We start from the raw sequence: 14,659 nt of genomic DNA, 5'->3' as shown, positions 1-14,659 counted from the left end.
GACCATACCAGCCAGTCGCCACCGAGAGAATGGCCGAATAGCCCTGTGGGGGCGGAACTTGGATGGCCGAATTAACAACAATCGTTGAGTTTCCAATCCCTTTTCAACTCCCATAACGGCTCTATCGTGGACAACGGCCCCAAATGATGGGATCGTCCGGGCGGGGAAAGTAAGCACGTCTGGGGCGTATGAATACCTTCGTAGAGATAGGTGGTGGTGAGTTCGAGGAAGCGGCTGAAAAGCCGCGGTCCGCGCCGTTCCATTTTGCCATGCAGGCGTTGCGCTGGGGCGTCCCGGTTATCCTGCTTGGCTTCATCGGGCATCAGCTTGCCTCGATCGGCTGGCTGGAGATCTGGCGAGCGAAGCCGACTGCATTGAGCTTCTATTTGCTGGTGCTGGTACCCTTCTTCGTCCAGCCCGTGGCAGATCTCCTGATCTACCGAAATCTCTGGAAGGTCGAAAAGGCTCTGCCGCTTTCGATATTCCTGCGCAAGCGCTACCTCAACGCGATGGTGCTCGATTATTCGGGAGAGGCCTATTTCTACTTCTGGGCTCAACACAGGCTTAACCTTGAGAAGACCGCCCTGCTGCATGCCATCAAGGATAGCAACATTCTCTCGGCAGGTGCCGGTCTCGCAATGGTCTGGCTGGTCCTTCTGCTCCTTTCGGCATCGGGCGGCATCACGCCTCCGACTTTCTTCTCAACGCATTTGTGGACCTCGATTGTGATCGCCTCCCTTCCGCTGATGTTCTGTCTCATTCTCGTGTTCGGGGGCCGTAAGGTCACGACCCTGAACCGGCAGCAGATCGCATCGACATTCACAATTCACCTGCTTCGGAGCGCCATCGCATTGGTGCTTCAGTTCGGCATCTGGTGGCTGTCGGGAGCACTTCCGACCGCGATTGCATGTCTTTATTTCGTGGCTTTGCGCCTTCTGATCTCGAGATTGCCGCTGCTGCCAAACAAGGATCTGCTGTTCGTGGGAACCGGCATTGCAGCGGCGAGTTTTCTGACACTATCAACGGAAGCTGTGGCCGCCGTTTTGATGATCACAATCGCGGTCGATCAGTTGCTGGGTTTCCTGCTTGTCGGCATGCCGTGGTTGCTTGGGCGGTTTTCATTTTCTCGGACGCAGAACCACGAAAACGCATCTGCTGTCCGCTAGATCGCTGCCGATCCCTCGTGCAGGGAAACAACGCGTTCCATTTCGGCCTGAAGAACGGTTCCGTGATTGACGGCGTTGAAATCTTTTTCAATCCGGCGCCGGGCGGCGTCACCTTGACGGCGTCGCAGGGTCTCGTCGCCGAAATACGCCAGACACGCGTCGGCAAGCCCCTTGATGTCCGGCGGAGCGCCCGTCACGAGTTTCCCCTCCACGCCGTCGTCAATCATCTCGCCGATCCCGCCCATCCGGAAGGCGATAACCGGCTTTGACATGGCCATTGCCTCCATTACCGCGCGCGGCAGCGGATCCTCATAAACGCTCGGCACAACAGCGACATCGAAATCGGCGACGTAGGCGCGAACGTCCGAGCGGAAACCGGCAAAGATGACCCATTCAGCCAGGCCGAGTTCACGCACCAGTGCCTGGCATTCTTCAAGATGATCTGGGCGCATATCCTCTGGCGTATCGCCGAAGATCACAAACCGGCATCGCGCCCGTTGTTCATCCGTCAACGCATCGATGACGATGCGTGCCGCCCTGATGAGTTCGATAAATCCCTTCCGCGGCAGAATACGGCCATGACTCCCGAAAACCAAGGTCTGCGGCGCAAGTCCGAACTCATCGCGCAGAACCGGTTTGACGGCACCGCTGTCAAACTCAGCAATATCCAGCGCGGTTGGGATGGCCCTGACCTTTTGCCGGCAGTGGGAAAATTGCGTTTCGGTCGCGCGCGAGACGCAAATGATCGATCGAACGTTTCGACCCGCCGCAAGCGCGGCGTGCAGCCGCCGGATGGGCGGAGCCACGGAGGGATAAAGAACATGCCAGATCACCGGCACGCCGGTGATTGCCGCAATCGCTCCGCCCGCAAAATTTGCGGTCGTTCCGTTGCAGAAAACGAGGTCGAATTTTTCCGTCCTCACCCGCTTGATAAGCCTCAGCATGGCTCCTGTGGCGCGGACCACATTCGCAACGGCGCGGGATGCCTTCAGTAAAATGGGGGCATCAAAGTCAGTCCGCTCCATCGGCCTTGAGACCGGCTCGTAGATGTTTTCAATGAGATCAGGTTCAAAGAACAAGTTCTCGGCGACGTTGGCGCTCTCCAGCCGGTGGCTGACTACCCCTTCCCGCGGAATCAGCACCGTTCGGTGAATACGCTGTGGATCGAGAAATTTCAGCACGTATAGAATGGTTCGGCCCGGCCCGCCATTTCGTGACGTATCGTTGATGAAAAGAACGCGAAGCCGCCGGTCCCGCGCGTCTTGCTCAGGCGATGGCTTGGGTTCAACAGTCCGCAAGACTGAACCGCTAACTGGCGGTGACGGCAGTTGCATCGCTCATTTCTCGATAGACGGCCGCATAACCGGCGCACATTTTCTCAATGGTGAAGTAGGATTCTGCGCGCAACCGAGCATTCGCGCCATAGTCCACACCTTTGGCCGTGTCATCGGCAGCCCGGCGAAGCACTGTCGCGAACCCCTCAATGGAGTCCTCCCTTACCAGCCACCCCGTTTCTCCGTCCGTTACAATCTCCGGAATTCCACCACCGGCGAAAGCGACAATTGGGCGGCCCATTGCGGAAGCTTCGAGAACAGACAGACCGAAAGGCTCTTCCCGTGAACAATTGATAAGAGCGTCGCTGGCAGCGATTACACTTCGCGGATCCGGTTGGTATCCTGTGAAATGAACCCTTCCCGCAATACCGCGCCTGGCGCAGAGCCTTTCCAAGGCGGCGCGCGCCGTGCCGTCTCCGGCGATGGTCAATTCGACGCCCGGAGTCAACGCAACCGCTTCGATGGCAAGCTCTATTCGTTTACTCGGCTCAAGCCGAGAAACCACTGCGATCGAAAACGGACTGTTCTTTCTCGCAGGCAAAACATGAAAACGACGCGTATCCACACCGTTATGGATCACGCGAATCTTCGGTGCTGACGCCGGAGAAATTCCTTCGACAAAGCGGCCGACAAAATGACTGACGGCGGCAATCGCTGTGGTTTGATCGAGCGCCCAGTGCCGAAACAGTGCACAGGATGGGTCTTGATAGTGCCGGACGCCGTGCTCAGTCCGCAGCACCGGCAATTGACTGCGTGCACCCGCCCTCACACCCAGAATGTGCGAGGCGAACGTATGAACGTGAATGACGTCCGCCCTCTCTGTCTTTATTAAATCAACCAGCCAGGCGAGGTCCGCGGGACCGAAGGCCCTCCACAAATAGCTCAGACCGTTTTCGTGAACCAGCCCGCGGTCCCGGACATGAAGCCCGGAGTCCTGCAGCAGCTTGCGCAATTCAGGATTGGGCGTCATGAGCGCAACCGTATGGTCCGCACCGGTGACATCCGGCCGGGAAGCCAGATCGATCAGAAAGCGCTCGGCGCCGCCGATGTCTCCGGCCACGACAAGATGCACGACCTTCAGTCGCGCCTTCCCGCCAGCAAAGACAAAGGCCCCAGTCACCATCGCTGCGGTCAATACCGGCGGCTATTCGGGGGGTCAAGCGCCGCGGCCGACAGAGTGGGCTCGACGAGCCCCCTGCTTCAACCTACTCTGGCCTGACATTCGGCCCATCGTCCCAGCCGTAACGACGCTCACGGTCCATTCCCGCCCTCTTCCGGATCCGCTATCCGCGATGCACCCATTTCCCGCGCCGATGCAACGCCTACGATGAGCCAGCCCGTTTCGACTTTCCAGCCGATAACTTCGCGAACACGGATTTTGCCGTGGCTGGCATTTGCTGCGCTCGAGGTCTGGGGTCTTGCCGTTTTCTGGATGTTTGATGCATTGCCGTTCATGGATCTGCCGGCCCATGCCGGAGTGATTGCATTGCGGACCGCGTATCCGGGGTCAGATTTCCTTCGCCAGTATTTCGTGCTCGACCCGCACCTCGGCGGCTATTCAGCATTTCGATTTTTAGGCGATCACCTGGCGGAATGGATCGGACCGATGGCGGCGATCAGAACGCTGGCGTCGCTGCCGGTACTGGCATTGCCCGTAGCGGTTCTCTACGCCCGGAAGCGCCTTTATGGCGATGCAGACCCGTTCTTTGCATTCGCTGCGCTTATTCTTTGCTTCGGCTTCATGACCGTACTCGGCTTCGCGAGCTACATGATATCGCTCGCCGTTCTCATGATCGCCGTGACGGAATGGCTTGCGTTGATGGCAAAGACGGATGCCGGCGAGCCAACGACCAGCCAGGAAGCATGCACGGCGATCCTCGCCGCTCTCGTCCTTATCTTTCACGGGTTTGCCGTCGCAATCTTCGGATTTGTGGCGTTTGTCACTGCCTTATCGACAGGTGATCGGTACAGACGCATTTTTCAGCTCCGCGTTTTTGTACCTGCGGCTCTAGTCGCGGGCTACTCACTATGGATCGAACACATTGGAACGCTGCCGGACGGCGGCGTATTGCCCCATGCTTCGCTAACACCTGCGTTTCAAGGCGCGCTCGACAAGCTCAGCCTGCTTGCGACGCCGGCGCTGATGACGCGTACAGGCATCGACATCCTGATTGCCGTGACGCTGTGGCTGATTGTTGCGGTGGCCGCGGTCAGATTTTACCGGACTTCCAAAACACTGGATTCATCATCACCGAAGTCGCGGCATACGCAGGCGCTGATGGCGGCAAGCGCATCGACTTTCCTTCTGTTTTTGCTGCTGCCGCATTCAATCGGATGGTTCGGCTTTGTCGACGGACGCGTGCTGCCCGTAACAATCCTGACCGCAATTCTGACGCTCGATACCAGAGCGGTCCGCGGCCGATTCCAATCGATACAACTAGCCGCCGTGGAAATTGGGGCCACAATCAGCGTGGCGCTTGCGCTCTTTGCTTCAAGTCAATTTCAAAACGAAGCAAACGGCGCGTCCGATGTTCTCTCAAAAGTTCCAGCACGCAGCCGACTGCTCTATTTCCCGCTTGAGCCCGACAGCAGAATATTTACCGGCCATCCATTTGTTCACTACGACAAATTGATATTAATTCAGAGACCCATTGTTCCAAGCGATTTGTGGTTTCATCAAGGGACAGCGATTTATCCCACTCGAATAAACCCTAACCTGTCGCTTCCCGCTGATTTCAAGGCGAGCAACCTTAAGTCCATCGTATGGCCGCATTACAAGCTCGAAGATTGGGACTACGTCCTCATCCGAATTGCGCCGGATTCCGCGCCCCCGCAGTACCCCGACTCTCTTTCGCTTGTGATACATCGCGGTGGATGGTGGTTGTTGCACACTCGAACACCGGAAACCAAGTGAGAGATCACCATAACGGCTCGACGTGCGTCGATTGCTTCCGGAACATTTCAAAGTGCTCGCGTCATCGCGATAGCCGTAGCGAAACATCTAATATCGAAACTGCATTCCATAAAGCTTCATTCCGCGAAGATAGTGCGCTCGTCCGAGATTTAATTCCATCTCAAGCAGCTTCGCAAAAGGCGAACGCAAGAGCAGGCAGCTCTTCCAAAGTATGCGCCATTTATTCAAAGCCGCTTGCAGCGTCCGCGATATCGCCCCCCTAAAGGCATCAAGGATAGCTAATCACGAGACAACTTCACTTCCTCGCGAGCCGATGCGACGACAAGGAACATCTTCCCCTGATAAGTCTTTCCCCGGTGGATTTGATTTTGAAGGAGTCTAAGCTTGGAAGCAGTGCATCGTCTCGGCCAAAGTCACCTAGATCAGCTTTGCGTAAACACAATTCGTACCCTGACGATTGACGCTGTCCAAAAGGCGAATTCCGGCCATGCCGGCACGCCGATGGGCATGGCTCCAGTCGCCTATACGCTTTGGCAAAACGTCTTGCGCTACGATCCGGCCGATCCGCTTTGGCCGAACCGCGACCGCTTCGTGCTTTCCGCCGGGCACGCGTCGCTGTTGCTTTATTCGCTGATCCACCTTTCAGGTGTGAGGCGGCTGGAGAATGGCAAGCTTACAAACAGTCCCGCAATCTCCCTCGACGACATCAAGAACTTCCGCCAGATCGATAGCGTCACGCCCGGTCATCCGGAGTATGGCCACACCACCGGCGTGGAAACCACCACAGGCCCTCTCGGACAAGGCTGCGGCAACAGCGTCGGCATGGCGATCGCATCGCGATGGCTCGGTGCGCACTACAATAAACCCGATCTGACGCTGTTCGATTTCAACGTCTATGCAATGTGCAGCGACGGCGACCTGATGGAAGGCGTCGCTAGTGAAGCCGCTTCGCTCGCCGGACATCTTGGTTTGGATAATCTGTGCTGGATTTACGACAGCAACACCATCACCATCGAGGGTCATACCGAACTCGCCTTCAGCGAGAATATTTCTGAGCACTTTCGTGGATATGGCTGGCATATCGTACATGTTCCGGATGCCAATGATATACAGCGCGTGCGCGAAGCGCTGGACGAATTCAAGGACACCAAGGGCCGCCCCACCCTGATCATCGTCAACAGCATCATCGGCTATGGCGCGCCCGACAAACAGAACACCGCCGCCATCCACAGTGATCCACTTGGCGAGGATGAGGTTCGCAAGACCAAGAAATTCTATGGCTGGTCGGAAGACGTGCAATTCCTGGTGCCGGATGGCGTCTATGATTGTTTCGCGAACGGCATCGGCAAGCGCGGCGCGGCATTGCACAGCGCGTGGGAAAAGACCTTCGCCGGGTATCGCGAACGCTATACCGATCTTGCGAATGAAATCACGCGCGGCCTCCACCATGATCTTCCCGATGGATGGGATCGTGAATTGCCAATCTTTGAAACCGGCGAAAAAGGTATCGCAACGCGCGAAGCATCGGGAAAGGTGCTCAATGCCTTCGCCGAGCGGATACCATGGATCATCGGAGGCGCCGCCGATCTCGCGCCTTCGACCAAAACCAAGCTTTCGTTTGAAGGCGCCGAAACTCTGGAGAAATCCACGCCGGGGGGCCGCAACATGCATTTCGGCGTGCGCGAGCATGCGATGGGCGCGATCGTCAATGGCATGGGGCTCTGTCAATTGCGTGCGTTCGGCGCAACGTTCCTGATTTTCAGCGACTACATGCGCCCGCCATTGCGCCTCGCCGCGCTGATGCGGCTACCGGTCTTTCACGTCTTCACACACGACTCCATCGGCGTCGGCGAGGACGGCCCAACCCACCAGCCCGTCGAGCAACTCGCGGGATTGCGTGCCATCCCCGGGCTCGTCGTATTGCGGCCTGCAGATGCGAATGAGGTGCGCGAGGCTTACAAAATTATTATGAGCCTCAAGAACCAGCCGGTGGCGCTGGTGCTCAGCCGCCAGCCTCTGCCGGTATTCGACCGAAGCCGCTATGCGCCGGCAGAAGGACTGGCACGCGGCGCGTATATCCTTGCTGATGCGCCGAACGCGCGTCCCGACGTCATCCTGATCGGCACCGGCAGCGAGGTTCAGCTTTGCATGTCGGCATTCGAGACGTTGAAATCCCGTGGAATCGGCGCTCGCGTGGTCAGCATGCCGTCCTGGGATCTGTTCGAGAAGCAGGACAAAGCCTACCGTGACGGCGTGCTGCCGCCCGGCATCAAGGCTCGCGTGACTGTCGAACAGGGGTCCGTGATCGGCTGGGATCGTTACGCGGGGGCTTCCGGCAAGATCATCGGCATGCATACATTCGGCTCGTCTGCGCCGCTGAAGGACCTTTTGACAAAGTTCGGTTTTACGGCAGACAAGGTTCTGGCCGCCGCGCTACGGCAGATCGAGCAAACCAAGTAACCGCGCCCCTCAGGCGCGCTGAAACAGGAACGAACGTATGCAAATCGGACTCGTCGGTCTTGGACGCATGGGCGGCAACATCGTGCGCCGCCTGATGACCAAGGGCCAGCACAAGGTCGTGGTCTACGACACCAATTCCAAATCCGTGAATGATCTTGCGGCCGATGGTGCGACTGCAAGCGCGTCGCTCGAGGAGCTTGTGCGCAAGCTCGACGCTCCGCGCACCGTTTGGGTGATGCTTCCGTCCGGCAAAATCACGGAAGACACCATCGCAACGCTTAGCAAGGTGTTCGAAAGCGGCGATACCGTCATCGATGGCGGAAATACGTTCTGGCAGGACGACGTCCGCCGGGCGCGGGAACTGAAAGAACGCGGCATTCATTATGTCGATGTCGGAACCAGCGGCGGTGTCTGGGGACTTGAGCGCGGCTATTGCATGATGATCGGCGGCGAGAGCGCGATCGTGAAACGCCTTGATCCGATCTTCGCATCACTCACACCGGGGCTCGGCGATATTCCCCGCACCTCCGGACGTGACAGCCACGACCAGCGTGCCGAACAGGGCTACATCCATGCCGGCCCGAACGGCGCGGGTCATTTCGTCAAGATGGTTCACAACGGCATCGAGTACGGCCTGATGCAAGCCTATGCTGAGGGTTTCGACATCCTCAAAAATGCCGGCATCGACGCGCTACCGCCGGAACATCGCTTCGATCTCAATATTGCCGACATAGCTGAGGTCTGGCGGCGCGGTAGCGTGGTCAGTTCATGGCTGCTCGATCTGACGGCGAGCGCACTGGCGAAGAACGAAACCCTCGAGAATTATTCCGGCTTCGTCGAGGACTCCGGCGAAGGACGCTGGACCGTCAATGCTGCGATCGACGAAGCCGTACCCGCAGAAGTCATCACCGCGGCGCTCTACGCCCGCTTCCGCTCCCGCAAGGACCATACCTTCGCCGAAAAGATCCTGTCCGCCATGCGTCACGGTTTCGGCGGCCACACCGAACCGCCGGCGCACCCCGATGCCGGACAGAAGAAATAATCGACCAGAAAGACGAGCCGCCGATGAGTTCTGACACAACCGCCAAGCCGGCCATTCCGGATTCGTGCTGCTTCGTGATCTTTGGCGTCACCGGCGACCTGTCGCATCGGCTGGTGATACCGGCGCTGTACAATCTTGCGGAGTCGGGCCTGCTCCCGGAGAGATTCTGCGTCGTCGGTATCACGCGGACGGAAATGCAAAGCAAAGCCCTGCATGACGACCTCATGGAGGGACTTCAGAAATTTGCGACACGACCGATCGACAAGGCCGTTGCTCAAAAGCTGTTCGACTGCGTACTGAGCATTCACGCCGATCCGGCTGAACCGAATTCGTTTGAACGCCTGAAAGCTCATCTCGACAAGATTCGCACCACTGACGGTATCAAGAATCATCTGTTTTACCTAGCGGTCCCCCCAAGCGCTTTCAGACCGATCAGCGAAGAACTAGGCCGCTTGGGTCTTCTAACAGACCAGCCGGACGGCTGGCGGCGTCTGGTGATCGAGAAGCCGTTCGGCACCGATCTCAAATCAGCCCGGGAACTGAATCTCGATCTGCTCAAGATCGTCAACGAACATCAGCTTTATCGGATCGATCACTATCTGGGCAAGGAAACGGTTCAGAACATTCTGGTGCTACGCTTCGCCAACGGCATGTTCGAGCCGATCTGGAATCGAAACCATATCGATCACGTCCAGATCACAGTCTCCGAAACGATCGACGTCGGCACCCGCGGCAGCTTCTATGAGGCAACTGGCGCGCTCCGCGACATGGTGCCGAACCATCTTTTCCAATTACTGGCGCTCGTGGCCATGGAGCCCCCATCACGCTTCGATGCCCATTCGGTACGTTCCGAGAAGGGTGAAGTTCTGGCCGCCATTCAGACCCAGACCGAAGAGGAAGCTTTGACGAATTCCGTCCGTGGACAATATGTGGCAGGCCGCGTCCGCGATAAGGACATCAGCGACTATCGGAAGACCGCAAAGGTCGCGCCCGACAGCGTCGTCGAAACCTATGCCGCACTGAAGCTCACCATCGACAATTGGCGCTGGGCCGGCGTGCCGTTTTACCTCCGTACCGGAAAATCTCTCAATGCAAAGCGCACCGAAGTGGCGATCCGGTTCAAGGCCGCGCCATTTTCAATGTTTCGCGCCACCGAAGTCGAACGTCTATCGCAAAACTACTTGGTGATCGGGATCGAACCGACCGAAGGTATCACGCTGCAATTCAATACCAAGGTTCCCGGCCCTTCCGTCACGGTGGATGGCGTGGAGATGAAGTTCAAATACAAGGATTACTTCAAGGTCGCGCCGAGTACCGGTTACGAGACGCTGATCTACGACTGCATGATCGGCGACAACATTCTCTTCCAGCGCGCCGACAGCGTCGAAGCGGGATGGCAGGCTGTACAGCCGTTTCTCGATGCGTGGAAGAAATCCGGCACCAATGGCCTCGCCATGTACAAGGCCGGGACGGACGGACCTCAGGAAGCGAACGAGTTGATCGAACGCGATGGCCGCCGCTGGCGCAGGATTGATGGCGAATGAGCACGCTTGCGCAAAAGCGTGAGATTATCGTCGTCCCGGATCCGGAGACATTGGCCGAGACCGCTGCGCAGCGGTTGATTGCGCACATCGCGGCCAATCCGCAACGCCCGGCCATCTGCCTTACCGGCGGATCGACCCCGCAGCGGCTTTATGAATTGCTCGCGGCATCTCCCTGGCGGGAGAGAATCCCGTGGGAGCGCGTTCATTGGTTCATGAGCGACGACCGTTTCGTTTCGTACGATGATCCTTTGAGCAATATCGGCATGGCGCGCAAAGCCTTTCTCGATGCCTGCGCCCCGACCGAAAATATCCATACAATTCCCACCGACAAGAAGACGCCTGATGAAGCGGCATATCTTTATGAGCAGGAACTGCACATATTTCATCCGTCACCACTCGATGAAGATTCGCCGCTCTTCGATCTTGTGCTCATGGGAGTCGGTCCCGACGGTCATACGGCGTCGCTGTTTCCTGCATTTCCGGCCTTGAATGAGCATGGCAAATGGGCCATCGGGGTTCCCCGCGCCAATGTCGCGCCGTTCGTCCCGCGCGTTAGCCTCACGTTGCCTTGCCTCGCCTCAACCCGCGAAATGCTGTTCCTTGTCTCCGGTCGCGACAAGAAAGATATCTTGGGACGGGTGCTCGCAGGCGAAGACCTCCCGGCTACGCGGGCGCGGTCAGAACATGGCAAAACCATCTGGCTCATCGATAAAGCAGCCGCGCCCTATGAGGACAAAGATGCAAGCGCGCGGTAAAATAGCCGCCGTCATCATCATGGGCGTGTCCGGCTCCGGCAAAACAACGATTGGCGAAGCGCTGGCAGACAAGCTGGGATTTGTCTTTGAAGATGGCGATACTTATCACCCAGCATCGAACGTGGCGAAAATGCACTCCGGCATTCCGTTGACCGATGAAGACCGCTGGCCCTGGCTGCAGGCGATTGCACAAGCGATCGACTGCAAGGCCGAAGCTAACACACCGGTCGTCATTGCTTGCTCAGCGTTGAAGCGGGCATATCGGGAGATTCTCGTTCATGACCGTGAGGATGTGCGAATCGTGTATCTGAAAGGTTCGCACGAACTGATCACAAAGCGACTTGCACTTCGAATCGACCATTTCATGCCCACCGCTCTCCTCGACAGTCAGTTCGCGACGATTGAAGAGCCTCTTCCGAAAGAGCGTGTCATTACCGTAGACATCGATGCGAGCGTAGACGAAATCCTCACGCAGATTGTCCACCAACTCCACGTCACATTGACGCCCAAGGCTTCGTAACAATGACGCCAATCCAGCTTCTGGTCTCGGATGTGGATGGCACGCTTGTCACGCCGGACAAAAAATTGACGCCCGCGACCCTTGACGCGGTCAGCGAACTGCGCGCCAAGGGCATCCTGTTTACGATCACCAGCAGCCGCCCGCCTATCGGCCTCCGCATGCTGGTCGAGCCGCTCGGCATCGCTTTACCGATGGGACCTTTCAATGGAAGCTCGATTGTCAATCCCGACCTGACCGTCGATGAGCAACATACCATCCCCAAGCTGACGGTCATGGAAAGCCTTGCGCTATTCGCCCGCCGCGGCATCGACGCCTGGATATTCACCAATCGACGATGGGTTATTCATCGCGACGACGGTCAGTATGTTTCGCATGAGCAGCAGACAATTCAGGCGGGTCCACTGATCGTTGACCGTGATGAGCTTTATGTCAGCGAAGCCTGCAAAGTGGTCGGCGTTAGCGCCGATTTTTCCTTGCTGGCGGAATGTGAAACCGAACTACGGCATTTGCTCGGCGCAGAAGCTCATGTCGCGCGGTCGCAGGACTATTATCTTGACGTAACGCCTCCTGGCTATGACAAGGGCAGCTTCGTTGCAGCAATAGGCAAGCGGTTAGATATTCCGCCGCAGGCCATTGCGACCATCGGCGACATGTCGAACGACTTGCCGATGTTCCGTGCAGCCGGAACGTCGTTTGCCATGGGCAATGCCTCCGATGCTATCAAGGCACAAGCCGCCCACATCACGGCATCGAATACGGATGATGGATTTGCAAAAGCGGTGGCAACAATCTTGAAAGCGAACGACGAAGCGTAAACCTCATTCAGCCGCTCGCTGCACGACGGGTTTTTTCGTCGGATGCAATGCATCGTAGATGTTATGCGCGGTGTTGATAATAGCGATATGAGTCAGCGCTTGTGGGAAGTTTCCCATCTGCCGCCTGGTTACTGGATCGTACTCCTCCGCAAGCAATCCGACATCATTCGCGACGTCTGCAACACGCTGGAACAGTTCCCTCGCCTCATCCAGCCTCCCGGCCAGTACATAGGCGTCCGCCAGCCACAGCGTACATGCGAGGAATGCTCCCTCGATCGGCTCGACCTCATCCGGGGGCGTTTCGCGCGGGTCATGACGCAGCACGAAGCCGTCGCGTATCAGGTACTTTTCTATCGCAGCAATCGTGCCGAGGAGGCGCGGATCATTGGGCGGAAGGAATCCAACGGCGGGAAGGAGAAGAAGACTGGCATCGAGTACATGCACGCCGTAGGATTCGACGAAGGTATTTCTGTCACGGTCGAAACCATTGGCACAGACGTCGGCGTGAATGCGATCCCGCAAGACTCGCCAGTCGTCAAGCGGTCCTTGAAGGCCGAAATGCTCCGCACTTTTTACGGCGCGATCGAAGGCTACCCAGCACATCACCTTGGATAGAACATAGTGCCGGCCGGGACCGCGGCGTTCCCAGATCCCGCTGTCTGGCAAATTCCATATCTCGGCGAGATGTTCCAGAAATTTGACTTCTAGGGCCCATGCACCGCCGTCCAGTTCGATATTGAGCATGCGTGATTGATGGAAAGTGTCCATCAGTTCGCCGTACACATCGAGTTGCAACTGCGCATGTGCGGCATTTCCGAACCGGACTGGCTTTGAATCTCCATAACCGGGCAGCCAATCGGCCTGCCATTCTAGGAGCCGACGCTGACCGGTGATGCTGTACATGATCTGCATGTCGGCCGGCGACCCCGCGACCGATCTCAGCAGCCAGTTGTGCCAGGCCGCCGCCTCGGCCTGGTAACCGCCGTTCATCAGGGCGAGCAGCGTGAAGGTTGCATCGCGCAGCCAGCAATAGCGATAGTCCCAATTGCGTGCACCGCCCAGTTTCTCCGGCAGTGACGTCGTCGGCGCGGCAACGATGCCGCCTGTTGGCGCATAGGTCAGCGCCTTCAATGTTATGAGCGAGCGTTGAACGAGATCCCGGTGCTTGCCTCTGTATGTGCCGCGACCAGACCACTCATTCCAGAAATTTTCTGTGTCAGCCAGGGCCTGCGTAGGATCGATCGGCTCCGGGACCGGCAGATGCGAAGCATCATAGGTAAATACGAAGGGGATGATTTCTCCCGCACTGACATCAAACCGGGCACAGGTCGTCATGTCCTTGCCCTCCAACTCTACCGGTGTTCTCATAACTGCCATATCAGGGCCAGCGATGAACAACAGCGTCTGATCTTCCAGACGCCTGACCCACGGGATGTTTGCGCCGGAGCCGAAGCGCACGATCAACTCCATCTCCATAGCAACAACACCGGCATCGCCGCGCACCAGCCGGACAATGTCGGACGCCTTGCCGCGCGGGGGCATAAAGTCGATCAGGGTGATGACACCGCTGTCGCACTCAAACCGAGTTTCAAGAATGAGCGTGTCATGGCGATAGGCTCGGGTGATATTTTTTGGGTTCGCTTTGGGCGCGATTTGCCAGCGGCCATGCTCGGCAGAGCCCAGCAGCGCAGTAAAACACGCATCAGAATCGAAGGAAGGCCAACAGAGCCAATCGATTGATCCGTCGCGGCTCACAAGCGCAGAGGTAAGGCAATCGCCTATGAGGGCATAGTCTTCGATGAAAGCCGGCAATTTTCTCTCGGGAAAGGAAGAAGACGGATGAGAACTTATCTAAGCCTTTCCATTCTGTAAGGTTCCCAAATACTGATCACATAACCATGATCGAAGAAGCGATGACAGCGGCGTTCCATAACACGTGATTCCGCGAAGTGTAGAGGAAGCAGCCTACGGAACAAACCTCGCCTTAGTAAAGATTCCGCTTTGCGTCCTGTTTGATAATGAAATCGATCAGCTTGGCTGGCGCGAACGCACGTCCCTGATTCCGAAGCATCTCGCCCCAGGTCGGAAGAGTAGACTGTGCAACATGCT

The 14,659-nt window shown here is 57.4% G+C and carries 11 protein-coding genes; 8 read left to right on the top strand and 3 right to left on the bottom strand.

What is annotated here, in order from left to right; genetic code table 11:
- Positions 1 to 188 precede the first annotated feature (188 nt).
- Positions 189 to 1,166, top strand: a complete 978-nt coding sequence (locus HMPREF9695_RS02660; protein ID WP_006019233.1) for a hypothetical protein — start codon at positions 189 to 191, stop codon at positions 1,164 to 1,166.
- Here the strand turns inward: HMPREF9695_RS02660 and HMPREF9695_RS02655 are convergent.
- Complete coding sequence (locus HMPREF9695_RS02655; protein WP_006019232.1) at positions 1,163 to 2,500, bottom strand: glycosyltransferase; 1,338 nt, start codon at positions 2,498 to 2,500, stop codon at positions 1,163 to 1,165. The two genes, HMPREF9695_RS02660 and HMPREF9695_RS02655, sit on opposite strands and share 4 nt — an antisense overlap.
- Positions 2,475 to 3,635: a glycosyltransferase family 4 protein gene (locus HMPREF9695_RS02650; RefSeq protein WP_157223888.1), complete on the bottom strand. Its 1,161-nt coding sequence runs from the start codon at positions 3,633 to 3,635 to the stop codon at positions 2,475 to 2,477. Before HMPREF9695_RS02650 ends, HMPREF9695_RS02655 begins: the two co-directional genes overlap by 26 nt.
- A gap of 192 nt (positions 3,636 to 3,827) precedes the next feature.
- Here HMPREF9695_RS02650 and HMPREF9695_RS02645 point away from each other — a divergent pair, with 192 nt between their 5' ends.
- The 7 genes from HMPREF9695_RS02645 to HMPREF9695_RS02615 all read left to right on the top strand — a co-directional run bounded on the left by HMPREF9695_RS02645 (position 3,828) and on the right by HMPREF9695_RS02615 (position 12,550).
- Positions 3,828 to 5,414, top strand: a complete 1,587-nt coding sequence (locus HMPREF9695_RS02645) for a hypothetical protein (RefSeq protein WP_006019230.1) — start codon at positions 3,828 to 3,830, stop codon at positions 5,412 to 5,414.
- Between the two features lie 384 nt (positions 5,415 to 5,798).
- A complete protein-coding gene (gene tkt, locus HMPREF9695_RS02640) occupies positions 5,799 to 7,874 on the top strand; it encodes a transketolase (protein WP_006019229.1) in 2,076 nt (691 codons plus the stop codon).
- A 37-nt stretch (positions 7,875 to 7,911) separates the two neighbouring features.
- Positions 7,912 to 8,916, top strand: a complete 1,005-nt coding sequence (gene gnd / locus HMPREF9695_RS02635; protein ID WP_006019228.1) for a phosphogluconate dehydrogenase (NAD(+)-dependent, decarboxylating) — start codon at positions 7,912 to 7,914, stop codon at positions 8,914 to 8,916.
- Positions 8,917 to 8,939: 23 nt separating this feature from the next.
- Positions 8,940 to 10,460, top strand: a complete 1,521-nt coding sequence (zwf, locus tag HMPREF9695_RS02630; protein WP_006019227.1) for a glucose-6-phosphate dehydrogenase — start codon at positions 8,940 to 8,942, stop codon at positions 10,458 to 10,460.
- Positions 10,457 to 11,215 (top strand): 6-phosphogluconolactonase, encoded by a 759-nt coding sequence (pgl, locus tag HMPREF9695_RS02625; protein ID WP_006019226.1) that lies wholly within the window; start codon positions 10,457 to 10,459, stop codon positions 11,213 to 11,215. The genes zwf and pgl overlap by 4 nt, the downstream gene beginning before the upstream one ends.
- Positions 11,199 to 11,735, top strand: a complete 537-nt coding sequence (locus tag HMPREF9695_RS02620) for a gluconokinase (protein ID WP_006019225.1) — start codon at positions 11,199 to 11,201, stop codon at positions 11,733 to 11,735. Before pgl ends, HMPREF9695_RS02620 begins: the two co-directional genes overlap by 17 nt.
- 2 nt (positions 11,736 to 11,737) lie before the next feature.
- Positions 11,738 to 12,550 carry a Cof-type HAD-IIB family hydrolase gene (locus HMPREF9695_RS02615; RefSeq protein WP_006019224.1) on the top strand — a complete coding sequence of 271 codons (813 nt, stop codon included), beginning with the start codon at positions 11,738 to 11,740 and terminating at the stop codon, positions 12,548 to 12,550.
- Between the two features lie 3 nt (positions 12,551 to 12,553).
- Here HMPREF9695_RS02615 and HMPREF9695_RS02610 read toward each other — a convergent pair whose 3' ends face one another.
- Positions 12,554 to 14,362 carry a glycoside hydrolase family 15 protein gene (locus HMPREF9695_RS02610; RefSeq protein ID WP_006019223.1) on the bottom strand — a complete coding sequence of 603 codons (1,809 nt, stop codon included), beginning with the start codon at positions 14,360 to 14,362 and terminating at the stop codon, positions 12,554 to 12,556.
- Positions 14,363 to 14,659 lie beyond the last annotated feature (297 nt).

This window comes from Afipia broomeae ATCC 49717 (genome assembly GCF_000314675.2).
Lineage (GTDB): Bacteria > Pseudomonadota > Alphaproteobacteria > Rhizobiales > Xanthobacteraceae > Afipia > Afipia broomeae.
Note: the sequence above shows the minus strand (reverse complement) of the source record. Positions and strands in the feature narration are given on the sequence as shown.

What these genes read in the sequence shown, in the direction of transcription:
- HMPREF9695_RS02660 (WP_006019233.1), top strand. Translation starts at nt 189, where the DNA reads ATGAATACCTTCGTAGAGATAGGTGGTGGTGAGTTCGAGGAAGCGGCT.
- HMPREF9695_RS02655 (WP_006019232.1), bottom strand. Translation starts at nt 2,500, where the DNA reads ATGCAACTGCCGTCACCGCCAGTTAGCGGTTCAGTCTTGCGGACTGTT.
- HMPREF9695_RS02645 (WP_006019230.1), top strand. Translation starts at nt 3,828, where the DNA reads ATGAGCCAGCCCGTTTCGACTTTCCAGCCGATAACTTCGCGAACACGG.
- gnd (WP_006019228.1), top strand. Translation starts at nt 7,912, where the DNA reads ATGCAAATCGGACTCGTCGGTCTTGGACGCATGGGCGGCAACATCGTG.
- zwf (WP_006019227.1), top strand. Translation starts at nt 8,940, where the DNA reads ATGAGTTCTGACACAACCGCCAAGCCGGCCATTCCGGATTCGTGCTGC.
- pgl (WP_006019226.1), top strand. Translation starts at nt 10,457, where the DNA reads ATGAGCACGCTTGCGCAAAAGCGTGAGATTATCGTCGTCCCGGATCCG.
- HMPREF9695_RS02620 (WP_006019225.1), top strand. Translation starts at nt 11,199, where the DNA reads ATGCAAGCGCGCGGTAAAATAGCCGCCGTCATCATCATGGGCGTGTCC.
- HMPREF9695_RS02615 (WP_006019224.1), top strand. Translation starts at nt 11,738, where the DNA reads ATGACGCCAATCCAGCTTCTGGTCTCGGATGTGGATGGCACGCTTGTC.